General features: G+C 60.3%; 22 protein-coding genes. 2 read left to right on the plus strand and 20 right to left on the minus strand.

The genetic code is table 11. From position 1 onward, the window contains the following. Positions 1–2: 2 nt before the first annotated feature. The 14 genes from AC1DUY_RS05440 to AC1DUY_RS05505 all read right to left on the minus strand — a co-directional run bounded on the left by AC1DUY_RS05440 (position 3) and on the right by AC1DUY_RS05505 (position 17015). Positions 3–971 (minus strand): ABC transporter permease, encoded by a 969-nt coding sequence (locus tag AC1DUY_RS05440; protein ID WP_478112833.1) that lies wholly within the window; start codon positions 969–971, stop codon positions 3–5. A gap of 14 nt (positions 972–985) precedes the next feature. Further along, positions 986–2560 (minus strand): ABC transporter substrate-binding protein, encoded by a 1575-nt coding sequence (locus AC1DUY_RS05445; protein ID WP_478112835.1) that lies wholly within the window; start codon positions 2558–2560, stop codon positions 986–988. A gap of 90 nt (positions 2561–2650) precedes the next feature. Further along, positions 2651–3085 (minus strand): PaaI family thioesterase, encoded by a 435-nt coding sequence (locus AC1DUY_RS05450; protein WP_093756972.1) that lies wholly within the window; start codon positions 3083–3085, stop codon positions 2651–2653. Continuing rightward, positions 3082–4095 (minus strand): quinone oxidoreductase family protein, encoded by a 1014-nt coding sequence (locus tag AC1DUY_RS05455; protein ID WP_478112837.1) that lies wholly within the window; start codon positions 4093–4095, stop codon positions 3082–3084. Before AC1DUY_RS05455 ends, AC1DUY_RS05450 begins: the two co-directional genes overlap by 4 nt. A gap of 21 nt (positions 4096–4116) precedes the next feature. Then, positions 4117–5238 (minus strand): M14 family metallopeptidase, encoded by a 1122-nt coding sequence (locus AC1DUY_RS05460; protein ID WP_478113369.1) that lies wholly within the window; start codon positions 5236–5238, stop codon positions 4117–4119. Further along, a complete protein-coding gene (locus AC1DUY_RS05465; protein ID WP_478112839.1) occupies positions 5238–6098 on the minus strand; it encodes a VOC family protein in 861 nt (286 codons plus the stop codon). Before AC1DUY_RS05465 ends, AC1DUY_RS05460 begins: the two co-directional genes overlap by 1 nt. 75 nt (positions 6099–6173) lie before the next feature. Continuing rightward, on the minus strand, positions 6174–6893 hold the full coding sequence (locus AC1DUY_RS05470) for an aspartate/glutamate racemase family protein (protein ID WP_478113371.1): 720 nt from the start codon (positions 6891–6893) through the stop codon (positions 6174–6176). A gap of 625 nt (positions 6894–7518) precedes the next feature. Beyond that, a complete protein-coding gene (locus AC1DUY_RS05475) occupies positions 7519–9408 on the minus strand; it encodes a feruloyl-CoA synthase (protein ID WP_478112841.1) in 1890 nt (629 codons plus the stop codon). An 88-nt stretch (positions 9409–9496) separates the two neighbouring features. Then, a complete protein-coding gene (gene boxA, locus AC1DUY_RS05480) occupies positions 9497–10690 on the minus strand; it encodes a benzoyl-CoA 2,3-epoxidase subunit BoxA (protein WP_120287978.1) in 1194 nt (397 codons plus the stop codon). Positions 10691–10767: 77 nt separating this feature from the next. Then, positions 10768–12213: a benzoyl-CoA 2,3-epoxidase subunit BoxB gene (gene boxB / locus AC1DUY_RS05485; protein WP_478112844.1), complete on the minus strand. Its 1446-nt coding sequence runs from the start codon at positions 12211–12213 to the stop codon at positions 10768–10770. Positions 12214–12317: 104 nt separating this feature from the next. After that, on the minus strand, positions 12318–14006 hold the full coding sequence (gene boxC / locus AC1DUY_RS05490) for a 2,3-epoxybenzoyl-CoA dihydrolase (protein ID WP_478112846.1): 1689 nt from the start codon (positions 14004–14006) through the stop codon (positions 12318–12320). A gap of 111 nt (positions 14007–14117) precedes the next feature. Further along, positions 14118–14612, minus strand: a complete 495-nt coding sequence (locus tag AC1DUY_RS05495; protein WP_478112848.1) for a DUF309 domain-containing protein — start codon at positions 14610–14612, stop codon at positions 14118–14120. 12 nt (positions 14613–14624) lie between these two features. After that, a complete protein-coding gene (locus AC1DUY_RS05500; RefSeq protein ID WP_478112850.1) occupies positions 14625–15443 on the minus strand; it encodes an alpha/beta fold hydrolase in 819 nt (272 codons plus the stop codon). 21 nt (positions 15444–15464) lie between these two features. Beyond that, entirely contained in the window at positions 15465–17015 is a 1551-nt protein-coding gene (locus AC1DUY_RS05505; RefSeq protein WP_184511848.1) for a benzoate-CoA ligase family protein, read from the minus strand. A 158-nt stretch (positions 17016–17173) separates the two neighbouring features. On the opposite strand from AC1DUY_RS05505, the gene AC1DUY_RS05510 reads away from it, so the two are divergent. Next, entirely contained in the window at positions 17174–18085 is a 912-nt protein-coding gene (locus AC1DUY_RS05510; protein WP_184511849.1) for a helix-turn-helix transcriptional regulator, read from the plus strand. After that, positions 18082–18555: a hypothetical protein gene (locus AC1DUY_RS05515; protein ID WP_478112853.1), complete on the plus strand. Its 474-nt coding sequence runs from the start codon at positions 18082–18084 to the stop codon at positions 18553–18555. Before AC1DUY_RS05510 ends, AC1DUY_RS05515 begins: the two co-directional genes overlap by 4 nt. Positions 18556–18559: 4 nt before the next feature. On the opposite strand, the gene AC1DUY_RS05520 is transcribed toward AC1DUY_RS05515, so the two are convergent. The 6 genes from AC1DUY_RS05520 to AC1DUY_RS05545 form a co-directional block, all read right to left on the minus strand. Beyond that, positions 18560–19267 carry an ABC transporter ATP-binding protein gene (locus tag AC1DUY_RS05520; RefSeq protein ID WP_120286986.1) on the minus strand — a complete coding sequence of 236 codons (708 nt, stop codon included), beginning with the start codon at positions 19265–19267 and terminating at the stop codon, positions 18560–18562. Then, positions 19267–20025, minus strand: coding sequence for an ABC transporter ATP-binding protein (locus AC1DUY_RS05525; RefSeq protein ID WP_478112855.1), 759 nt, complete (start codon positions 20023–20025; stop codon positions 19267–19269). Before AC1DUY_RS05525 ends, AC1DUY_RS05520 begins: the two co-directional genes overlap by 1 nt. Then, positions 20018–21022: a branched-chain amino acid ABC transporter permease gene (locus AC1DUY_RS05530; RefSeq protein ID WP_478112857.1), complete on the minus strand. Its 1005-nt coding sequence runs from the start codon at positions 21020–21022 to the stop codon at positions 20018–20020. The genes AC1DUY_RS05525 and AC1DUY_RS05530 overlap by 8 nt, the downstream gene beginning before the upstream one ends. Before the next feature lies 1 nt (position 21023). Further along, positions 21024–21896: a branched-chain amino acid ABC transporter permease gene (locus AC1DUY_RS05535; RefSeq protein WP_439064911.1), complete on the minus strand. Its 873-nt coding sequence runs from the start codon at positions 21894–21896 to the stop codon at positions 21024–21026. 155 nt (positions 21897–22051) lie between these two features. Then, on the minus strand, positions 22052–23260 hold the full coding sequence (locus AC1DUY_RS05540; protein ID WP_184511854.1) for an ABC transporter substrate-binding protein: 1209 nt from the start codon (positions 23258–23260) through the stop codon (positions 22052–22054). A gap of 183 nt (positions 23261–23443) precedes the next feature. Next, a complete protein-coding gene (locus AC1DUY_RS05545) occupies positions 23444–24664 on the minus strand; it encodes a LysR family transcriptional regulator (protein ID WP_478112860.1) in 1221 nt (406 codons plus the stop codon). Between the last annotated feature and the right edge of the window lie 114 nt (positions 24665–24778).

Consider the following 24778-nt stretch of genomic DNA (forward strand, 5'->3'; position numbering starts at 1 on the left):
ATCTACCTCGCCTTGATCCGGGGATCGAGCCGCAGATACAGCAGATCGACGGTCGCGTTGCAGACCGCGACCAGCAGCGAACCGAGGACGAGCACACCGAGCACCATGGGAAAATTGCGGCTCATCACGCTGTCGAACAACAGACTGCCGATGCCGGGCCAACTAAACACTGCTTCGATGACGACGCTCCCGCCAAGCATGGTGCCAAGCTGCAATCCGAGCAGCGTAACGATCGGCAACATCGCGTTGCGCATCACATGCGCCAGGACCACACGACCGCCCGACAGGCCTTTGGCACGCGCCGTCCGTACGAAATCCAACCGGGCCACCTCCAACATTGAGGCCCGCATCACCCGCGCGAAGGTCGCGGCGTAGAAAAGCCCTAGTGCCGTTGCAGGCAGGACGAGATGGTGCATGACGTCCAGCACAGCGCCGATGGCGCTCTCGTCCACACCAATGGTACGCATGCCGCCGACCGGAAACCAGCCGAGTTTCACCGCGAACATCACCGTCATCATGATGCCAAGCCAGAAGCTCGGTGCAGCGAAGAAGAATACCGCACCGAGCGAGATCAGATTATCCCAGATCGTGTTGACCTTGATCGACGCCAGCACGCCGGCCGTGACGCCAACGAGCAAAGCAATTCCGATTGCCGCCAGCATCAGGATCAAGGTCGCCGGAAGCTGCTGCATGATCACATCAAACACCGGTGCGTTCTGCCGGTACGAATAGCCGAGATCGAGCCGCATCACCGACCAAATATATTTGGCAAGCTGCACCGACACCGGCTGATCGACCCCGTAGGTGTGACGCAGCTGATCCAGCATCTTCGGGTCGGTGATCTGCTGTTCGGACGTCATGACGTCGAACAGACTCCCCGGCGCCAGATGGATCAGAATAAAATTCATCACAATGACCGCGAAGATCAGCGGAATGATTTGCACGAGCCTGCGGATGATGATGCGACGCACGTTTGCCTCCGCTCTCAGCGGTCCAGCCAGACCTCGGCCCAGCTTTCGCCCATGAAGTCCGCCGTCAGCGAATGATCGCGGACATCGGAGCGAGCGATCGTCACGGGTTCAAGGTCGACCATCGGCAGGACCGGCGCGTCGCTCGCTGCGAGCTTGTCGAACTCGTGCACCAGGGATACGCGTTTCTTCTCATCGGTCTCGATCGCCATCTTGCTGACGGTCTCGTCCATCTTCCGATTGGAATAACCGGTGGCGTTGCGGAAGGCTGCCCCCTTCACGATACCATCTGTGGTGTAGTATTGCGTTGTCTGCGGGATCGGCTCGATGCTCGCTGAATTGTTCGACACCGCGACGTCATAGTCATAGTCGGTGTAGATGCGTTTCAGTGAGGTCGCGCGATCGGGGATCGCCAGATCGACGGTGATGTCGACGTCCTCGAAAGCCTGCTTCAAATACTGACCGATCTTGACGTTTTCCTCGAACCACCCGGCCGATACCAGGCTCATCTTGAAGCGCGAACCGGCCTTCACCGGATAGCCGGCAGCATCGAGCAACGCGGCCGCCTTTTTAACGTCGAACGGATAATCCTGAACGTCCTTGGTGAAGAAGATTGAATTCGAGAAGTGGAGAGCACCAAGCGAGGGACGCGCGCGACCGAAGAAAACCGTATCCGCGATGAAGCTGCGGTCGATCGCATGAAGCAGGGCCTGACGCACCTCGCGCTTCTTGAAGATCTCGCGACGCTGGTTGAACTCGACACTCGTGATCCACGCCGAATTCGAATAGCCCTTGGTCTCGGCAACGAACTTCTTGGTGGCCGTCAGGCGCGCGATATCCGGCGCAGGAATCGGATTGAATGTGCCTATATCAAGCTGGCCGGCCTCGAACGCGGCCGACCGCGATGCCGGATCTCGCCACCAGCGGATCACCAACTTGTCGAGATAGGGCAAGCCCGAATTCCAGTAATTGTCATTGCGGGCATATTCGACATGGCTGCCGCGCACCCACTCCTTGACCTTGAACGGACCGGTGCCGATCGGCGTGTTGTTGATCGGGTTCGTAATGATGTTCGACCCGTCATAGATATGCTTGGGAATGACGAGACCGGCCTTGCCGGCCAGCACGGACTTGAGAAAGAACTCTGGCACCGGCACTTTGAATTTCAGCACCACGGTCAGCGGATCCACGGCCTCCGCGGTCAGCAGAGCATCGAGCGTGACGCCAGCGGAGATCGGCTTCCAGTATTGGATCGCATTGAAGACCAGATCGTCCGAGGTCAGTGGCTTGCCGTCATGCCAGGTGACGTTCGGACGTAGCTTGATCGTGTAGCTGCGGAAATCCTCTGCCGGTTCGATCCCGAGAGCCAGCACCGGCTCGAATTTGAGGTCGGCGGTCAGGCGGATCAGCCGCTCGAACACCTTGGTCGACGTGAAATACGGACTGGAGCCGCCCCCCGCTGGAACGAACAGCGATTGCGGCTCAAATCCGCCCCATGTGCCGACCAGCGTGCCGCCGCGCTTCGGGGCCCCGGTTGCCGCCTTGGAAGAACCGGCAAAGCCGGAGGCCAAAGCAGCACCGGCTGTCGTCATCAAAAAATCACGTCTGCTAAAACCGCTCATTGTTCTTCCTTTGTTGCAGACAGGAACCGGTCCGCCATCGTGCGCCGCCCGGTCCTGCTATTATTTTGCTTCAAGCGTCGAATAGGTGCCGCGGCCGATGGCCAGCAGCGCGCCCTTTTCGTCAAACACATCGACGTCAGCGACACCGACGCTCTTGCCGGCACGGCGCACCCGCGACACGGCGACCAAGGCGGTATCGACAGCCGGCTTCAGGTAATCGACCCGGAAGTTCACGGTCGGAAGGCCGCGCCCGACCATCATGCCGACGGCGAAATCGCCGACGGTGTCGATGACCGAGGCAATGACGCCGCCATGCCATTGCTTGGAGCCCGGTCGGCGTTCGAATTCCGGCCGCATCGGCGACCGCATCGTCACTTCCTGCGTTGCCGGATCGGCCTTGATGACCTCAAGGCCGAGGAACAGATTGAACGGCGACACGTCCAGCATCTGCTGAATCTCGGCAGCCGTCAGAATCTTGACGTCGGGCTTGCTCACGGCGTCACCACGACTTTGCCGAATACCGCACGGTCCTCAATGATGCGCACAGCCTCCTTTGCTTCCTCCAGCGGATAGGTCTTGTCGATCAGTACCTGCAGCTTCTTGGCGGCGACGAGATCAAACAGTTTTGTGATATCGTCACGTTCCCAGCCGTTGGAGCCCTTGATCTCCAGTTCGAAGGTCCAGATGAAGCGAAGATCTTCAGTAGGCGAGTAGCCGGCAGTCGCACCGCAAGTCAGAATGCGGCCTCCGAGCTTCAGACAGCGCAGCGATTTTACCCAGGTGTCGCCGCCGGTGAAGTTGACGACCACATCGACACCGCCGCCTTCGACGAAGCGCCGGCGATGCGGCTTTCCGTGGCGCTCATAGATCGTCTTCATGAAGTCGGACTGCGTGTAGAGGATGATCTCGTCTGCGCCGAGCTCCGTGAGCCGCTTGCCCTTCTCCTCGCTGCCGGCACAGGCGATCACATAAGCGCCGGCCAGCTTGGCGAGCTGCACGCAACACACGCCGACGCCGCCGCTGGCGCCGAGAATCAGGACCTTCTCGCCGGCCCTGATCTGGCCGATGGTGTTCATCATGCGAATTGCGGTGCCATAGGCGACCGGAAGTGCCGCCGCCTGCTCAAAGCTGACGCCTTCCGGAATCTTGACGAGCTGATGCGCCTTGGCGCGGCAGAATTCGGCGAGGCCGCCGTCCTGGGTCTCGCCCATCAGGCCGCCTTCGACGCGGTTGACCGGATCGATCAGCACGCGATCACCGATGCTCCAGCCAGTGACGCCCGCGCCAAGTTCGGTGATCTCACCGACCACGTCGAGGCCAATGATGACAGGCAGCGGCACCTTGATGCCGGGCATACCGCGGCGGGTGAAGACGTCGTGATAGTTGATCGACGATGCTCGCACGCGAATGACGACGTCGCCCTCGCCGGCCTTCGGCGTCGGATAATCCGCCGTGAATTGCAGCTTATCGTTATCGCCGTGTTCGTAAAGGACAACTGCTCGCATGATCTATCTCGCTCCGTTGGTTCAGGCTGCGGCAGAGAGGGACCAGCTTGCCAGCCCCTCCACCGCCTGTTGAGTGATGGAAATGGCTTGTTCTGTAGTCTCTTCACGCCAGTGCGACGACACGGGCACGAAGCAATCGTGCAGGTCTGCGCGCAGCATGCGAACGCGCTCGCTGTCTTTCTCGGCCTTGAACTTCAGCCAGAGATCGAGCTGCAGGGCGCGGCGGACCTTGGTACCACGCGTGCCAAATTCGATCACAGCGCCGACCATCGGTCGCGCGCCGAGAAACCTGGTCATGCCGTGAAACACGAGTCCCTGATAATTGGGCCGTGCAAAATTGTTCGGCTTTTGACCGACGATCCGGTCTTCGCCCCACCAGCGCACGGCTTCCGCATGAAGCGCGCCTCCTTCAGGGTTGAAGCACAGGAAGAAGGACTCGCCGAAATCACCGATGCCGGTATGCCAATCGATGAAGCCGATGCGCTCGGCCGCGCCGAGATGATCGGCGACGATGGTCTGCAGAGTCAGATTGGACCACTCGCGCCCAGAGCCGCCATAGTTGGAACCATCCGGGAAGTCGTACTGCCCGCGCGCCAGCGTGTCGAACAGACCGTCGTCTCCATGCGCCTCCTTGAAAGCTTCGACGGCGTCGGCGTAGATCTGCAGGGCTGCCGGCGTCCAGTCCTCCGGAAGCAGGTGCGGATAAAGCTTCGCATAACCCGGATTGGCCGGACGGGGAGCGGCGAAATCGATGAAGTTGCGATTAAGATCAACATTGTTCTCGGTGGTCCGCGTACCCCAGGCAAAGCCATAGGGGTTGATCGCGTGAACAAAGAGAACCGACACGCCGCGCGAAAGGGCGCGCGCAAAATTGCTCTGCATCCAACCGATCTGCGCCGCCGAACCGCTGAGGCCTTCAAGGCCGTGCGTACCACTGAGGATCACCAGTTGCGAAGCTGCGCGCGGATCACCGAGCCGCGCCACGTCGATGCACAGATCCTGGCCATTCGGGCCCTTGAGCGCCGGATGGGTGTAGGTGGTCAACGCAGCGCCGACATCATTCGCAGCGTTGCGAAACTTCACGCGCGCGCCGTCATAGTCGAGCGCAAAACTCCGGGTGAAATCATTGGGGAGCACTACCATCACGCCGTGAACCCCAGAGCGACATTGGCTGCATCGGCATGCGACACGATGATGCCATCAGCATAGGGCTTGAAGGAAACGCCGGCCGCATCGAATACGGCGCGCGGCGTGTCGAGCGCCGCGACCTTGAACACCAGCGCGACCATGCGGTCAGTGCCATCCGGGCTGACCAGCGCGGCCCCGACGTAGCGATCGGCCACGGCTGCAGGATCGAGTATGAAGATCGTCGCGGCACCGGCGCTGAACGAAAAGCCGCCATCCGTCAGCGTCAGGAGCGGTGCGCCGAACATGCGTTCATAGGGCGCTGCAGTTCGCGCCGGTTGCTGCGAGGCGATGACAAATTCGACGATTTCAGTAGCGCCATTGGCATGCGTCTGCCATTCGGGGCGCCACACCAGTTCCGGCGTATCATGGTGGCAGAAGAACGTGCGGCCGTTCTGCACTTCGTCGCCCGCCACGCGGATGACCTTGAAACGCGCGTCTTGGGCGCCGCCCGGCAATTCGACCGGCCGCGCGAAGCTCATTGGCTCCATGACGGGAACAGCGTTGTCCTTCAGTGTCGCATAAACCAGATCGGCATCGACGGACTTGAAAACCAGACCGCTCAATCCTGGCGGATGTGTCCAGAGATCTGCACGCATCGTTTCACGCCCCGGCAAATAGCCGAGAAGTTCGAGATAGTTCGTGCCGAAGATCGCGAGGTTATTACTGGAGCCGAGCGTATGGTGACCGCGCTCCGTCAACTGAAAGCCGAGGCGAGTATATTGCGCAGCAGGCTCATCAAGCTGGCCCATCACGTTGATGACGACGTGGTCGAGGACCGGCGAGATCTTACGTTGCGCAGTACGCATATCACTCATACGAAAGCCTCATTGCCTTCCAGGTTAGAGAGACGAGCAAGATCGATGCCAATCCAAAGATCAATCACGCCGATGTCATGCAGCACGTGGTCGCGGCTCTTCTTTCGACATTGAAAAAGCCAGCGCCGCATCCGCGTGCAGAATTGTTGAATTAAAGACGGGAAGATCGATATGCTCGGGGCCGACCAGCAGACATATCTCGGTGCAACCAAGAATTACACCGTCAGCGCCGTGCTCTTTTCCTCGTGCAATCGCATCGAGATAGAGACGGCGCGAATCCTCGCGAACAACGCCTTGGCATAGTTCATCGAAGATGATGTCGTGAATGAACACACGATCGGCCTCAGCCGGAATAACGGGATCTAGCCCGAACCCCTCGCGCAATCGCGTCACATAGAAGTCCTGCTCCATCGTGTAGCGCGTTGCCAGAAGTAGTGGCCGCTGCAACCCTGCAGCCTTCACGGCAGCACCAGTCGCATCGGCAATATGAAGAAGCGGGATCGACACTGCCTGCTGCACTTCGTCGGCAAGCTTATGCATCGTGTTGGTGCAGATCAGAATGCAACCGGCACCGCCTCCTTCCAGATCCCGGGCGATGTCAGCAAGAACCTGGCAGGCCTCGTCCCAACGCCCTTGCTTCTGCAGGCTCACAATCGCATCGAAGTTGATTGAGCGCATCAGAATATCCGCGGAGTGGAGCCCACCGAACTCCGTGCGGACTTGCTCATTCAGCCGGCGGTAGTAAACAGCAGTACTTTCCCAGCTCATTCCACCAATCAAACCTATCGTCCGCATCACCATTGCTCGCTTCTCCAGTCGATGTATTTGACGGGAACGATAGCATCGGTGCCGCGCAATCCGATTGCGGATCGCAGCGATCATACTCTGTTTGCCTGAGATGAAACTTCATAGTTCGAGCGATCGGCGGAATAGGATTTCAAATTTTTCATTCCGCCGCATCAACGTTTCTTCGCTCGGCCCTGACGGACCAGAATGATGCAACGACGTGCAGCGCCGGGAGTTGCCGTGTGTGTCGCGTGAAATCTCACTGTGTGAGAAGAATGCCGGAGTTCGGTCTGCACCAGGAGTAGAACTCAGTGCAACTTAACACGCATGCGAATCAGACATGTTCCGCGAACACTTCGCATGAGCCGTTCATCAGAAACAAACGAGGTCGCCTCCTGGAGGGAAAGGCGACCTCGTGGAGCGCGCGAATGCCCTCGCGCCGGTCCATGTGCTCTGGGGAAGAGCGCCATATTTGACCACGGCGCCCGCGCTGGTGTGTGACGACGACATGACACGGCATGTGACAGTTGATCGCATCGGCAGAGTCTTGCGTGTGGTCGCTCGACCTTATGCCTTCACCATCAACGCGATATTTTATTGTCCCGATGCATCGTTCGAGTTCTGGATATCCCGGCTAGGCATGACGGGCGTATTGCTCGATGCTCGCGCAGATTATCAAGCGGCCTGAGAACCCTCTGTTCAGATCTTCCACGTCGGCTACGCGGCGTGCAAGAACGGCGCGCTGATTGACGTAGCCCTTGTCAGTAATCTCGCCGCCATCGACAGATAGCGGCTCTGCCAGCAACAGCGCGCAAGTTGCATAGGTGGAAGACCCTCCGCCTGCCGCCTTCAGTCTTGCGAGCCCTTCCCCTATGGACGAACGCACATTTTCGCAGCCAAGCACGGCATCGATGCTCGCTGAATCCGGCAGGCCCGACACGGCACGGCAGGCAGCCAGATTGGGAACAAGAAGGAAGCGCACATCCTCGCCACCATGGCCGGCCACGACAATATCCTGAACCAGTGGCGCCAACGCGGAGATTCCTGCCACGCGCAGCGTTCCGACCTTGACCCATGTGCCCGATGTCAGTTTAAAATCCTCGGCGATGCGCCCGTCGAACAGCAAGCCCTGCTCGGGATGAGCCGGATCTGCAAATGCAACGGCATCGCCGATCAGATAGAAGCCGTCCGCATCAAAAGCTTTCGCGGTGAGGTCCGGCGCCTTCCAGTAGCCCGGCGTCACATTGGGCCCGCGCACCCGCACCTCGAACTTGCCGTCAGATGGTACGAGCTTTAGCTCCGTACCAGGAATAGGCACGCCGATATTGCCTGATCTTGGCGCCTGAAAATGACAATCGGTCGCAAGCGGCGATGTTTCCGTCGATCCCCAGGCGGAGACCATCGGCAACGGACGCCCGATTGTCTCGATGGAAAGTGTCTCCAGCGCCGACCATGTGCTCTGCGGCAGAGCCGCACCGGCATAGAAGACGAACTTCACCTCGCTGAAGAAGCGCTCTCGCAACCCATCGTCCTTCCGCAGGGCTGCAATAAGCATGTCGAAGCCACGCGGCACGTTGAAATAGACCGTCGGCATGACGCTGCGCAGATTGGCGATCGACGTCGCGAACAATCCGGGCGCGGGCTTGCCGCTGTCGATGTACAGCGTTCCGCCATTGCAAAGCACCATATTGAAATTGTGATTTCCGCCGAAGGTATGGCTCCAGGGCAGCCAGTCGAGAAGAACGAGCTCGCTCTGCGCGGCTTCGAGAAACGGCCAAGTCTGTGCCTTGGCCTGCTGGCTCGAGGTCAGCATGCGCTGGGTATTGATGACCGCCTTAGGCGCGCCGGTCGATCCCGATGTGAACAGGAATTTGGCGATCGTATCTGCATCGACCGCTGCGAAGGCATGATAGATGGCTGCGCTTACCGGCGTTGTGACCACATCAGCATATGACCATCCCACTCCGGCGGTCGCGCCACCACCGATGATGGCAGCAGTGTGAAACGGGGCGATCGCAGCGAGGGCCTGACCGAACCGATGCAAGTCCGAGACGTAGATGGCACCGGGATCGAGAAGCTGAATTGCGCCACGCAGCTTTTCGAAGTCCTGCGACATCAGCGAATATGCCGGCGAAATCGCAGCAACGGGCACACCGACATGCATCGCTGCCAGGGCGAGAACCGCATGCTCGATGCCGTTGTCCGATAGCACTGCGAGGGGCCGCTGCGCACTCATCTCCTGTGCAAGAATCCAGCTACCCGCGCCGCGCACCCGCCGAAGCGTCTCTGCATAACTCAGCGTCACCCAAGGCAAATCCGGACTGGACCGCTCCGCCAGAAAGATCCGCTCCGATGCCTGTTGTGCCCAATGTTCGAGCCAGTCCCCGACACAACGCGCATAGGAACGCAGTGCTGTATCGGATCGAAGAAGGATCGTACCGTCGGATCGCTGTTCTGCGTCAACCGACGGCGTCAGAAAAAATGGACTGCCTGAGCCAGCCGCATTGTCGCGGTCCAGAACCATCGCTTCTCTCCCCCACAACTTACCCGTCTTTGTTCTTATTCGGGCTGTTCAGTCGAACCGGTCGTTGCCAGTTCGGATGCAACATCGATCAGTAAGTCTCGACATGATATCTTCCACCGCCGCGCATCGCCGCTTTCAGATCCGACCAATCCATCGACGCGGCGCGGCAAATATCGGCGAAGGCCTCTTCAACGCCGCTTTCCATGCCTTTCAACCCGCAGATATAGACGTGGGTCTGCACGTCGCGCAGCAGCGATGTGATCGCTGCAGCTTCGCTGCGAATACGATCCTGCACATAGATCCGTGGCTCGCCCGGCACGCGCGAATAGCAGAAGTGCTTGCCCAGCAACTCCTCTGGGACCTTTTGCAGCGGACCGAAATAGGGCAACTCCTCGGGGCGGCGCGCACCGAAGAACAGGAGCAGCCGCCCGGGCGCGCCAGGCATCGCGCGCCGGCGGCGCTCCGTGAAGCCGCGGAATGGTGCAGAGCCCGTGCCAGTGCAGACCATGAGAACATTCGCCGAAGGATCGTTCGGTAGCAGGAAGGTGGCACCGAATGGCCCGGTGACTTCGACCTTTGCGCCACGCGGCAGATCGCACAGGTAATTCGAACACAGCCCGCCGGACTCACGTTTCACGGTCAGCGCCAGATTGTTGGTGTTCGGCTTCTCGCCATCGCGCGAACTCGCGATCGAATAGAGCCGCACCTGATGCGGCTTGCCGTCCGCGCCCAAGCCCGGCACGACGATGCCGATGCTCTGGCCTTCAAGGATGGGAAACGGCTGCTCGCCGAAATCCAGGATGATATGGCGCACGTCGGAGTCGGCCGTCGCATGGGTGAGTCGAAAATTGCCGGTTACCGTGGCCAGCGCGGGCTTGCCGCGGTTATAGAGATTGACCGACGCCTTGCTCGATGACAGCGGCGCGACGGGCTTGCCGCCCAGCCCTTTGCGTGCTTCTTCGAGCAACGCGCCGATCTCATCCTCGAGCGCCTCGATGGCGCCCGCCCCGGGGCTATTGTCCGCGATCTCCTCCTGCGCCGGCAGGTCACTCCAGGAGAACTGCTCGTCGAGCGAATATGGCGCCGCGACGACACGCCAGTTGTCGATCGCGCCGGTCGGACACGGCGAGATGCAATCCATGCAGTAATTGCAGATCTCTGCGTTGACGACATAGTTGTTGTCGTCATGCGTCACCGCATCGACCGGACAGCTCTCCTCGCAGGTGTTACACCTGATGCAGATTTCCGGATCGATCAGGTGCTGTTTGAAAGGGGCGTTCATGGCAGATCCCGCGCGTGCCATCGAGGACTGACAGCGGCGGAAGGGGGCTGGAAATCCCTCCGCCGCGTGTGCTTGTTTCAGGCTGCAATCTTTACATATTCGAAGTCGCCCGGCTTGTTATCGATGCCGACCTTCGGCGCCGATATCCAGCTGGCGAACTTGCCGGGCTCGCTGATCGGCGTCATCAACGACGCGATGAAATCACCGTCGTCAACGGACGGCAGATAGTCGTTCCTGGCTTTCGCCCAGGCGGCATCGCTCATAATGATGCCCTTCGGCGAAGCGTTCACATCGCGGAATTCACCGATCTGGCGATGGAACGCGGTGTGAGGCAGATCGAAGCGGAAATTGACGCCGGCCTTCTCGATGATCTTGTTCCAGCGCTCGACGCCCTTGGCACAATCCGCGGTGTAATCGTCGCGCAGGCGCATGTTGAGCGCGGTCAGCGCCGGCTCGTCGACCAGCTTGATTTCGCCATCGACGAATTTCAGGACCTGATAGATGTCGTTGGTGAGCTGGTGATCATCCTCGATCTTGGTCTCCTGGAAGCGGCCCTTCAGTCCGGAATTGTAGAAATTCGCGGCATTGGTCGAAACTTCCGAACCGAACAGGTCGAGCGACAGCGAATAGTGCAGGTTGATCTTCTTCTGCATGGTCGGCAGGTCGATCACGCCGAGCGCACGGATTTTCTCGATGGCATTAGGATCCTCGATCCCCGCCGCCTTCATCGCTTCGCAGGTTCGCTGCAACACGCGCCCGACGCCGGTCTCGCCGACGAACATATGATGCGCCTCCTCCGTCAGCATGAAGCGGCAGGTGCGCGACAGCGGGTCGAAGCCGGATTGCGCCAGACTCTCCAACTGCATCTTGCCATCGCGATCGGTAAAGAAGGTGAACATGAAGAAGGACAACCAGTCCGGCGTGGCCTCGTTGAACGCACCGAGCATGCGCGGCGCATCGGCATCGCCCGAGCGGCGACGGAGAAGATCGTCGGCTTCCTCGCGGCCGTCACGGCCGAAATATTTCTGCAGCAGATAGACCATCGCCCAGAGATGGCGCCCCTCCTCCACATTGACCTGGAACAGGTTGCGCAAGTCGTAGAGCGACGGCGCGGTCTGACCGAGATGACGCTGCTGCTCGACCGACGCTGGCTCCGTGTCACCCTGAATGACAACGAGGCGTCGGAGCATCGCCCGATATTCGCCGGGCACTTCCTGCCAGGCGGGTTCGCCCATATGTCGTCCGAAGTTCACCTTGCGCTCGGTGTCCTGCGGCGCCAACAACACGCCCCAGCGATATTCAGGCATCTTCACATAGTCGAACTTGGCCCAGCCTTTGGGATCGACCGATATCGCGGTGCGCAAATAGACGAGGGATTCCTGAAAACCTTCAGGCCCCATGTCGTTCCACCAATCGAGATAGCCGGGATGCCATCCCTCCAGCGCCTTGAGCACCTGGCGATCCTCGGCCAGATTCACGTTGTTCGGAATCTTCGTGCTGTAGTCGACATTCATGATGTTCATGACTGGGATCTCCCGCTGTATTTCTGATCGTTCGAATTGGGCAAGCCACCGACTTGCATTTATCCAAAGAGTGACACATGGCCGAGCTGTTCCAGTTGCAGACGCTACACGCGCGTCATGTCGAACTGCGCCTTTTGGCCGGTGCCGTAACGTCCAAGCGCGCCGTTCTCGCCGACCGCATTGGGCCGCTGGAAGATCCAGTTCTGCCAGGCGGTCAGCCGCGAGAAGATCTTCGATTCCATCGTCTCAGGCCCGACAAAGCGCAGATTGGCTTCCATGCCTGTGAGGCTATCGGGTGAGAAGCTGCAGCGTTCTTCGAAGAATACGCGCACCTCGTCATCCCAGTCGATGTCATCGAGCGCGAAGGTGACGAGCCCGAGCTGCTCCGCGGCTTCCGCATCGAGCGGCTCGCCGATCCGCGCTTTCGCGCGGGTGACATCCTCCGGATCGGCCTGGAAGCGCGACTGTAGCCGCGTCAGCCCGTGGCTCATCGGGTAAGGCCCGAAATTCATCGCGCTCAATACGATAGCCGGCGGCGCGCGGTTGTCGCCCTGTTTTTGGCCGACCAGCATGTAGGAGCGGTCCGCAGCGAAGACGAGTTCGGCCAGCGTGCCGACAAAGCACGAGCCCGGCTCGACCAGCGTCACCAGCGTACGCGACGTCACGTCGATACGCTTCAGCACCCGCTTCCAGTATTGCCGGATCTCATTGACCAGCCAATGTGCCTTGTGGGTTTCGAGGAAAACGTCATGAGCCAGTACATTGGCGCCGTCGCCATGCGACTTGAACACCAGCATGGCGGTCTCAAGTTCATTGATCCGCAGGTGCAGGATGGCATCGTCCAGCTCGCGCGCCACCTGCAGCGGCCAGAAGGCAGTGCCCCGCGCTATCATCCCGTCGATATCCGACGGCGCCGCAGCGTCAGGCGCCTTGATCGAGATGGTCGCAATTCGCTCTGCACGATTGATATCGACATTGACCATATCGTAGCGGATGCCGCTGTCGCCGAAGGCGCGATTCAGCGGTGCCAGCTTGAGGCCATCGCCGGCGCCATTACGTTTCGACGTCGCCAGAAACTCTTTGGCCCGTTCCGCGACCTTGGCTTCAAGCTTGCTGTTCGGAATGATGTCATCGATCAGCCGCCACGCCACTGCGCGCTTGCCTTTGATACCTTCCTCGATCGTGCAGAAGTAATCGGCGTGATCGCGGCGCACCTTGCGCTTGTCGACCACGCGGGTCAGGCCGCCGGTGCCCGGCAGCACCGCGAGCAACGGCACTTCCGGCAGCGCCACCGCCGCCGAACCATCGTCCGCCATGATAATGTGATCGGTGGCCAGCGCCAGTTCGTAGCCGCCACCCGCAGCGGTACCGTTGATCACCGAAATGAAGCGCTGGCCGGAATTTTCGCTCGAGTCTTCGAAGCCGTTGCGGGTCTCGTTGGTGAATTTGCAGAAATTGACCTTGTGCGCGTGGGTCGCGCCGGCCAGCATGCGGATATTGGCGCCAGCACAGAACACGCGGTTCTTACCGGAGCGCAGCAGCACAACCTTGACCTCGGGATATTCGAAGCGAAGCCGCTGCACGGCATCTGCCAGTTCGATATCGACGCCGAGATCGTAGGAATTCAGTTTGAGCTGATAGCCTTCGAACAGACCGCCATTCTCATCAACATCCATGGTGAGCGTTGCGATGGCCTTATCGACACTGAGCTTCCAGTGGCGGTAGCGCGACGGATCGGTTTGGAAGTCGATAAATTTGGCGCCGTTCGAGAGAACGCGTTGCTCTGCGGCCATGCTCCACCCTTTGACAGTCTTGATTCATGCGCTGTGCGCCTTGCTTATATGCACAATAATTCATGATATTGAGGGCGTCTAGGGAAATCCGATACAATTATGCATTTTCTTTCATGTTCCGGTGATCTTGACCGGACCCCGCTCGGCCTCGTCGATCGCCAGTTGATGCGCGAGCGCAGACGCCAGCATCGCGACCGGAAAGTGCTCGGAAAAACTTCCGGCAACACCCGCCAGCGGACGCATGGCGAGTTCATCGAGTTCGGACAGTGCGTCCTGCAGCAATCGATATGCCGCGCGCGGCCGCTGCAGACTGAGTTTCAGATTGGCATTGGCAACCTGAATACAGGCGCGAAGCAGAATCCGGTCGCGCCCTCTTTGCGGCGCCACCTTCCAGACAGCCTCGAGAATTTCGTGAGCCTCCCAGAAGAAGCCGGCATCGTTGAGCGCGAGCCCGTAGCGCAACGCCGGATCATCCGCCGGGACGAACCGGGCATAGCGCAGCGGGACCAGCGCCTTGGCCTGCGCCAGCGTGTCGTGATCAGCCTTCGTCTGCTTGCCTAGCCGATAGGGCCAGCGCGGCATCGCGAGAGAAGGAGTGACAGTCACGATCGTGCCCGCTTACGCAGCGCGTAATTCGCCCTCGCCGTGAAAATGCAGCAGGCGATTGGTAAAATCCGCCACGGCCCGCAAGGTTGCCTCGGGGGCTTCGCGATGGGGCGAATGCGCAGCGCCGGGAATGATCTCGACATCCACCGGGCAATAGCATTCGACCTCGGCGATCTCGATCTGCTTCATGGTGCCGTAGTGATCGTCGGCGCCCTGCAAAATCTGCACGGGCACGCGCACGTAAGCGAGATAGTCGGAAATATCCCAGTCGCGGAACTGCGGATCGAGCCAAGCGCCGTTCCAGCCATAAAACGCGTTGTCGACGTCATCATGCCAGCGCGCCAGTTTCGCTTTCAGGTCGTCCTGTTCGTAGGCCGTCTTGATGTCAGCGATCGACGTGACGGAAATATCCTCGACGACGAAATGCGGCGCGATCATCGAGACGCCGCGGATGCGATGGTCCTGAATGCCACCGGCATAGATCGCCGCGATGGATCCGCCATCGGAATGACCGACCAGCAAGCCGCGGCGAAAGCCGATGGCATCTAGCAGCTGCGGCAGCACCTCAAGTGCTTCGACATGCATGTAGTCCAGCGGCCGCGGCAGCACGACCGGCGTCGACGCGCCATATCCGGCGCGCGAATAGACGAAGACACCGGCCCCGGTCGCCGCCTGAAGCTTGTCCGGGAAGTCGCCCCACAGCGCGACCGAGCCCAGCCCTTCATGCAGCAGTATGATGGTCGGCGCCGCATCGGGTTGCGGACCGATCATACGGTATTCAAGTTCGGATGCACCGATGGTCAGCCGTCCCGCGGATTGCAATGCGCTCATCTTGTCATCCATCTCTCGGTTTCAGGCTGCCGTTCCATCGCGCAATTTGAAGCGCTGGATTTTTCCGGTGGCTGTTTTGGGAAGTGAATCGACAACCTCGATCCAGCGTGGATATTTCCACGGACCGATCCGTTGCTTGACGTGATCCTTCAAGGATTCGCGTAGGCCCTCGACCACGGCATTCGGCTTCAGCACCACGAAGGCCTTCGGCTTCAACAGCCCCTCGCCGTCGGCCTCCGGTACGACCGCCGCTTCGGATACGGCGGGATGCGCGATCAGCGCGCTCTCGACCTCGAAAGGGGACACCCATATGCCGGACACCTTGAACATGTCATCGGCACGTCCGCAGAACGTATAGCGCCCGTCGGCGTCGCGGACATATTTGTCGCCAGTGCGCGTCCAATGACCTTCGAAGGTGCGACGACTCTTGCTACGCTGATTCCAGTATCCCTCGCCGGCAGACGGCGCATCGACGAGCAACTCGCCGATTTCTCCATCGGCAATATCGAGCCCCGCGTCATCGACGAGCCGCACACGATAACCTGGCACCGGCCGGCCGGACGTGCCGTATTTGATATCACCGGGAGCATTCGACAGAAAGATATGCAGCAGTTCGGTTGAGCCGACGCCATCGAGAATATCGACGCCGAAGCGGCTCTTCCAGCCGTTCCCCACCGGCTCCGGAAGCGCTTCGCCAGCCGAGGTACAAATGCGCAGGCGCGGGAGGCGAGCCTCCGTTTTGAACCCCTCATCGTTCAGCATCGCTGCGAACAATGTCGGCACCCCGAAAAAGATGCTCGGCTGATATCGGCGCATCAGGCCGAACATGGTGGCCGGCGTGGGTCGCTCCGGATTGAGCACCGTCGTGGCGCCAACCGACATGGGAAATGTCATGGCGTTGCCGAGGCCGTAGGCGAAGAACAATTTGGCCGCAGACAGTCCGACATCGTCCTCGCGGATGCCGAGAACCTGCTTGCCATAGGTGGTCGCCGTTGCCTCCAGACTGGCGTGCAGATGGCGAACGCCTTTCGGCATGCCCGTGGATCCGGACGAATACAACCAGAAGGCAGGTTCGTCCGCATGGGTCGCGACCGTGGCGAAGCTTGTGCTCTCATTCCTGACTTCGTCAGCCAGACTCTTGCGGCCATTGCCAGCGCCACCGACAACAATCACATGCTCAAGATCCGGCAAACGACCGAGCATCTCGTCGACCGCCGGCAACAACGCCGCGGAAATGAACAACACGCGCGCCCGGCAATCGGCCAGCACATAGGCATATTGGTCCGAGGTCAGCAGAGTGTTGAGCGGCACCGGGACGATGCCGGCCCGGATCGCGCCGAGGAACACCACAGGAAAGTCGACGGTGTCGAGCATAATCATCGCGACGCGTTCTTCGCGCCGGACACCGAGCCGCTTCAGTAAATTGGCCAGTTGGCAGCTTTTTACCTGCAGGTCGCCATAGGTCAGTTCGGTCACGGTATCGGTGAAGGCGAGCTTGCTGCCACGGCCCTCATCGATGTTGCGGTCGAGAAGCCAGGTCACCGCATTGTAAGAACTGGACGGCCCACTCATGATGCGTCTGCACCTTGGGCGATTCCACAACCGTTGCTCACGGTGCTCTCCCTATCGTCTTTTTTGAATTATAATTCATATAAAGTCACCAACTCCGGTTGCTGTCAATCGCATCCGGAATTATCTTTCCTGAAATCCTCTGCGAGCACGCACGCCACATGACCGACCAGGCCGATCCCGAAACCGCCTTTCTTGAACAGCTCGGTCAGCGTGTCCGCACCATGCGCGGCCTGCGCGGCATGTCGCGAAAGGTGCTGGCAAAAGTGTCTGGAATTTCGGAGCGCTACATCGCGCAACTGGAAAGCGGCAAGGGCAACGTGTCTATCGTGCTGCTGCGCCGGGTGTCCGGCGCCATGGGTGCCCATCTCGAAGATCTGATTCCGGCGGACGAACCGACAACGGAGTGGCCGGTCATTCGCGACCTCGTTCGCAACGCGACACCGAACCAGATCGCCCAGGCCAAGGACGTTCTCGCCGGACGCGGGAACGGTCAGTTCCAGAATTATATGTCATTCAGCGGCATCGCCCTGATCGGGCTGCGCGGCGCCGGAAAATCGACGCTTGGCAAATTGCTGGCGGACAAGATCGGCTGGAGCTTCGTCGAACTCAATAAGGAGATCGAGCAGCACAACGGACTATCGGTCGCCGAGATCATCGCGCTCTATGGACAGGAGGGCTTTCGTCGCATGGAACAGGCCGCGCTGAACGGCCTGCTGGGACGCAAGGAGCCCATCGTCCTTGCGACCGGCGGCGGCATCGTCTCGGAACCTGTGACCTTCGATCGCGTATTGTCGTCGTTCTACACAATCTGGCTCAAGGCCAAGCCCGAAGAACACATGGCACGCGTCCGTCGCCAGGGAGACTTGCGCCCGATGGCCGACGACCGCTCCGCCATGCAGGAATTGCGCACAATCCTGCTGAGCCGCGAACCGCTCTATTCCCGCGCATCCGCCATTGTCGATACGGCCGGCCTCAGCAAGGACAAGGCTGCCGCACAACTAGTCGGCGCGGTGTCGCGCGTGTTGAACAGCAATGCCCAGGCTTTCGGGCTGAGAAGCGCTGCGTCGTGACATTGGGCGAGCTTCTGCAAGCACGCGGCTTCGATCCCGCCGGTGTCATGGCGATCCGCAACACCCTGCATTCCGAAGACGTCTCAAACGATTTCCGCGATCTCACCGATGTCATCAGCGCCAATGCGCTGCCGATATATGACCGGATGCAGGATGGCCCACGCATTGCGCATCAGACAGCCGTGCTCTCCTTTGCCGCAACAGACGGCGGGCAGGCACGCCTGACAAGCCTGCGAACCTTCCTGCTGCGCAAGCCGGGAAGCGTTCCCAGCGACATCGTCTATGACTATGATGCCGCGCACCTGCTACACAGCTTCATCGCGCGCGCCACGACGCCCTGTTTTTACGACGCCATTGACCGAGAAGAGCTCAACGATCTGTTCGGCCGCCTCGTGGTGCAATGGCCGGAACCGCTTTCCGACAATATTCTTGCGGCCAATGACGATGCGTTGACCGTCGTCGTGGTCTGATCGCTCAAACGCCGAGATGGCGCTCCAGCACGTCCGGCTGCGCAGCCAATGCCGCCGGCGTTCCGTCGAACACCACGCAGCCCTTCGACAGGATTACCATTCGGTCGGCGACTTTCGCGAGACTCCGAAAATCCTTGTCGACGACGATGGTCGCGATGCCCTCGCCCCGGACGATCGCCAGCGTCTGCCAGATCGACTGCGCCACCAGCGGTGCCAGACCTTCCGTGGCTTCGTCGATCATGATCATATCGGGATTGGTCATCAGCGCGCGACCGATAGTCAGCATCTGCTGCTCGCCCCCCGACAATTGGTGCCCTCCATTATTGCGGCGTTCATGCAGACGCGGAAACAGCTCGAAGATTTTCGGCAGGGTCCAGGACTGACGGCCGTGATTGCCTGGTCGCGCGGCCATCACCAGATTTTCGGTGACCGACAGCGAACCGAAAATGCCCCTGCCCTCCGGCACCAGCGCCATGCCGCATCGCGCGATCGTTTCAGGCGCTGCATTGCGGATATCATGGCCGTGGAAGCGCAAACTGCCGCGACAAAGCGGCATCAATCCCATCAGCGAACGCAGCAGCGTGGTCTTGCCCATGCCATTGCGACCAATCAACGCCACCTGCTCGCCCGGCGCGAAGGTCAGATCGATGCCGTGCAGAATCTGGCTAGCGCCATAAAACGCATCGAGCTTTTCCACCTCGAGCAAGGCCATTACGCGATGCCTCCATCAGCCCCGAGATAGGCGGCGCGCACGCTGGGATCCACGCGTACGTCCTGAGGCAAACCTGTGGCAATGACACGACCGTCCTGCATCACCGTCAACCGGTCCGCGAGTTCGAACACCGCATCCATGTCGTGCTCCACCACCAGCAGCGCACGATCGGCCTTCAGCGACGCAATCAATCCGATGATGCCCCGCGCTTCCCATGGCCCCATGCCCGCCAGTGGCTCATCGAGCAGAATGACCTGCGGATTGGTCGCCAGCACCATCGCGATCTCGAGCTGGCGCTGTTCGCCGTGACTGAGTTTATCGGCAACGATCTGCGAGCGTGCGGATAACCCAACCCGGTCGATCGCATCGGTGACCAACTGGAGGTATGGCCGGTCGGACCGCGTGCCGCCAAACATCCGGAGCGGCGCGGTTGAACGAGCCTGCGCCGCAAGACGCACATTCTCATGAACACTGAATTGCGCAAACAACGTCGTCTTCTGATAGGCGCGGCCGAGGCCGGCGCGCGCGCGTCGGTCCGGCGATAACGATGTAATATCCGCGCCATTCAACAGGACCTCACCCGAGGTTGGCAGAAGTTCGCCGGCCAGCAGATTGATCAGTGTGGATTTTCCGGCACCGTTCGGGCCGATCACCGCATGGATCTCGCCGGCGCGAATGTCGATCGACACATCGGAAACGGCCAGCAGGCCTCCGAAGCGCTTCTGCAATCCAGCGGCACGCAGCGCAATGTCATGCATGGCGGGCTTCCGCAGCTGCAGGCTTGATTTCGGCCGCGCGTTGCGGCGACGCCCCGAACACCATCAACCAGATCTGCCGGACACCGTTGGGTAGCAGGATAACGATGCCGATGATGATCAGGCCTTCGACAAGCTTCCAGTTGTCGAGATGCGCCTTCAGCACTTCTTCCATGCCGATCAGAACCAGCGCACCGACCAGCGGCCCGGTGACCGAGCGTAAGCCACCGATCAGCACCATGACCAGGATTGTCGCCGACTGGTGCCATCCAAGCATCTGCGGTGCGACGAAGCCGAACTGGGCCGCGGCCAGATAACCGGCAACGCCCGCCAGCGCGCCAGACAGGGTGAACGCCGTCAGACGGAGGCGAAAGATCGGAAAGCCGAGCGACCGCGCCCGGCGCTCATTGTCCCGGGCTGCCGCCAGCGCCCGCCCGAAAGGTGAGCGGACCACCATTATGAGCAGAGCGATCACGCCCACCAGGAAACCCAGCACGACAAAGTAGAAAGTCATGGGCTTGTCGAGATCGAGCAATTGGCGGCCGGCAATGGCGATCTCGGGCCGGATGTTGATGGAAATGCCGTCCGATCCGCCAGCGAATTTGGTATCGTGGAAGAAGAAGAACAGCATCTCGCCAAAAGCGAGCGTCACCATGATGAAATAGACGCCGCGGGTACGCAGCACTAGCGCGCCAATTAGCAGGGCCGCAGTGCCGGAGCACAGGATCGCAATCGGAAGCGTCGTTAACAGCGACGCCGCATCATAACGAGGCGACAACAGCGCAAGCACGTATCCCGCGAGGCCGAAAAAGGCGGCATGACAGAGGCTCACCAAACCGCCATGGCCGACCACGAGATTCAGTGACATGGCCAGCATGCCCATGATGAGCGCCTTGGCAAAGAATTGCGTGTAATAGGTCGATACACAGAATGGCAGCGCAATCGCCATAGCCAAACAGGCGATGCCGAACAACCGCGCCCGCAGATTGGGCATGCTCATATCAAGCATCCTGGCGTCCGAGAATTCCGCTGGGCCGCCACAGCAACACGGCTGCCATCACCACATAGATCAGAATGCTGGACACGCTGGGAAAGAACACCTTTCCGAACGTATCCGTGAGGCCGATCAGCAGTGCGCCGACGGCTGCGCCAGCGACCGAACCGATGCCACCGAGCACGACCACGACAAAGGACAGGATCAGCATGCCATCCCCCATGCCGGGAAACACTGTCGAGATCGGCGCGATCAGGATGCCGCCGAGCGCCGCCAGCGCGATGCCGGCGGCGAAGACGTAGCGATTGACCCGGTCGAACTTGATGCCGAGCACGCGCGCCATCTCACGATTTTCCGAGCCCGCCCGCACGATCATGCCGATCTTGGTGCGCGTGATTACGAAGAAGATGACGAGTGCCACCATCAGGCAGAATACACAGATCGCCAGCCGGTAGACCGGATAGGACAGATTGTCGGTCAGCTGGATCGACCCCGACAACCACGCGGGTGGAGCAACCGCGTGCACGTCCTTGCCGAACAGCAACTGCCTGATTTCATCGATGACCAGGATGAGGCCGAAGCTGAGCAGCACCTGCGCCAGATGATCCCGGCCGTAGAGAAGACGAACGAAGACGGTCTCAAGCAGAATGCCGGCGATGAAGGCAACCAGCACGCCGCCAAGCAAGGCGACCACAAAACTGCCGGTCATCAACGTGATCCAGTAAGCCAGATAGGCGCCGAGCATATAGAACGCGCCATGGGCGAGATTGATGACCCCCAGGATGCCGAACACCAGTGTCAGGCCGCTCGCGACCAGGAACAGGACTGCGCCATACTGAACCGCATTCAGCAACTGAACGCCTAGTGTGATGAGGTCCATCAGATCAATCCAGTCACGGCGGGCCACCTTCAGTCGCCGGCGCAATCAAGCATGAGGCCGTACCTGGCTTCGCAGCTACGCCTCCGTCACGGACGGTATTGCGCGTAACAGGCTTCGACGATTCGATCTTCATCGACAGACCGCGCAACGATGCGTCAGGTCATCTTGCAGCCCCGCGCGGGATCGTCGACATCGGCCTGGGCGATCGAGATCATCTCGTTACGCCCGTTGCGGACCTCGCGCAGATAGATGTTCTGGATCGGGTTATGCGCCTTGTTGAAGGACAGCGGCCCGCGCGGACTGTCGATCTTCGCAGCCCCCATCGCCGCGATCATCTTGTCGCGCGCATTGAAGTCGCCGCCGACGGCGGTCAGCCCGATATCCAGCAGCGCCGCGCCATCGTAGCCCTGTACGGCGTAGATATCGCCGTCCTTGCCTGTCTTGGCCTTGAAGGCTTTGAGGAAGGCGAGATTGGCGGGATTATCGAGATTGTCCGCGTAATGCAGCGTCGTCCTGATGCCCTTGGCGGCTTCACCCTGCGCTTCGATGGTACCGTCGGTCAGAAAGCCCGCGCCATAAAGCGGAATGGTCTTGTTCAGGCCGGCCGCCGCATAGTCCTTGACGAATTTCACCGCGCCACCGCCTGCAAAGAAGCTGAACACGGCATCGGGCTTCAACTGTGCTATCTGCGTGATCAGTGCCTGAAATTCCACCTCCGGAAATGGCACCGTCAGGTCAGCTACGATCTTGCCGCCGTTCTTGGTGAAGTTTTCAGCGAAGGCGCCGATCATCTCCGCACCGGCGGTATAACGCCATGTGATCGTGACCACGTTCTTGATACCGGCATCGGCCATCACCTTGCCCATCGGGTAGGTGCTCTGCCAGTTCGAGAACGACGTACGGAAGATGTTCGGCGCGCAGGCTGGACCAGTCGCATCATTGGCGCCAGCATTCGGAATGATCAGAAGTGTCTTGGTGTCGCGCGCGACCTTGACCATCGCCATGGCCACGCCGGAATGAACGGTGCCGACAACGACGTCAGCCTTCTCGCGGCCGACCAGCCGGTTCATGTTGTCGGTGGCTGATTCCGGCTTCGATTCATCGTCCACCTGCACGAACGCAATGTCGCGCCCACCGAGCTTGCCGCCCTTCTGTTCGACATAAAGGCGGAAGCCGTCATCGATGAACTGGCCAAGCTTCGCATAGGTCCCGGTGTAGGGAAGCATCATCCCCACCTTCAATGGCGCGTTCTGCGCGATGGCCGGGCTATGAAGCGGCGACGTCGCAATGAATGTTGCTGCACCGGCGGTCCCGGACAGCATGGCGCGCCGCGTCAACGGACGCAGAAACCCCTTGGTGGTCATCGGCTCGTCTCCCCTCGGAATAATTGATGACCGGTTGATCCGGCCTACCAATGCAGATTGACGCCAGGTGGGAGCATTGCCCTCCTCCCGCGCTCGCATCTCTGCAGCATAATGCACGAAATTGGAAAAGATCAAGAATTATAATTCATAGTCAGCGGCAGTGGGTAGCCACGCTCATTCAAATCAATCGCTGTTCACCATCATGGCGGCTGCTGGCGTTGCCGGCGCATAGTTGCGCAGGGCAGCAAGAATGGAGCGGGCGCCGCGCCGCGCACCCTCGGTCTGTACCCAGACCAGCGACAGGATAAGTTCAAGCCCGGGATCAACCGGCAGCGCCACGAGGCGTGCATCGAACGAGACGAGTGCGCTTTCGGGGAGTACTGACACGAAGCCGAAATCCAGCATCAGGTTGGCAATGATCGGGATCGAGTCGATTTCCGTGATTGTCAGCGCATCGATCTCTGCCTGAGGCAGCAATTGCGCCAGCAGTTTGTGCGCGGCTTGGCCGAGCCCGGTGCGTCGGCTGGGTAGCGCTAGCGGCTGTTGCCGAAGCACCTGCATGACATCGGGCTGGTCACCCAGCACCTCGCGCGCGCCAACGACCACAAGTTTCGATCGCACCAGCGCGCGGGACGAGACATCGGCCGGGATCGTGTCGCTGTCGATCAACGCGACGTCGCACCGTTTGTCTTTCAGGCCGGTCAGCAGATCCTCGGCCGTACCATTGGTGACAAACAGCGGCTGCGTCGGCCGATCCCGCTGCCAAGCGGCGACGAGAAAGGCCAGCAGCCGCGCGACATTGCTTTCATGGCCGAGCGGCATCACCGCCCCGAGCCTGATGGTGGCATTGGTCGAACGAAAACGCTCACGCGCACGCCGTGACAGTCGCTGCATGGCTTTTTCAAGTTCAGCCAACGACGTGACCAGCAACTGGCATGCCGGCGTCGGCGTGACACCGATACGGGAGCGATGAAACAACACGCTGCCGAGCTCATCTTCAACGCGTGCAATCTGTCGCGCGAGTTGCGGCTGACCGAGACGGATGATGCGTGCGGCACGACGAACGCTGCCGGTTTCCGCAACCAATGCGACACGCTGCAAGGCCGTGAGACTGACATCACACTCGGCGCAGAAAGCCCGTGCTGCATCGCCTGCCCTATCGGGCGCGATCATCCCCATCGCGATATCCGCTGCGGCTTCAATCTCGTCCAGCATTCGCCGTGCCTCAAGCGTGAGAAAGCTCGCGGCACCTACGCGATTCAACAACGGCGCTGCGATGGAGCGCTCGAACCGTTTCACCGCTGCCGAGAGCGTACTGGGTGCGCGTCCAAGTTGGCGCGCGGCTTCGCGCACATTGCCGCAACGAAGCACCACGGCTGTCATCACCAAGGTCGCAATGTCCATTCCATTGTCATCCGGGTCTGTAGTCGATTTTTCCGCGCTGCAGCGAGAGCGTATAGGATGTCCATCAAATGGGATATCCCCCCGATGCGCAATTGCGTTAGCCTTCATGACAAG

The organism is Tardiphaga sp. P4_G1 (genome assembly GCF_056401215.1).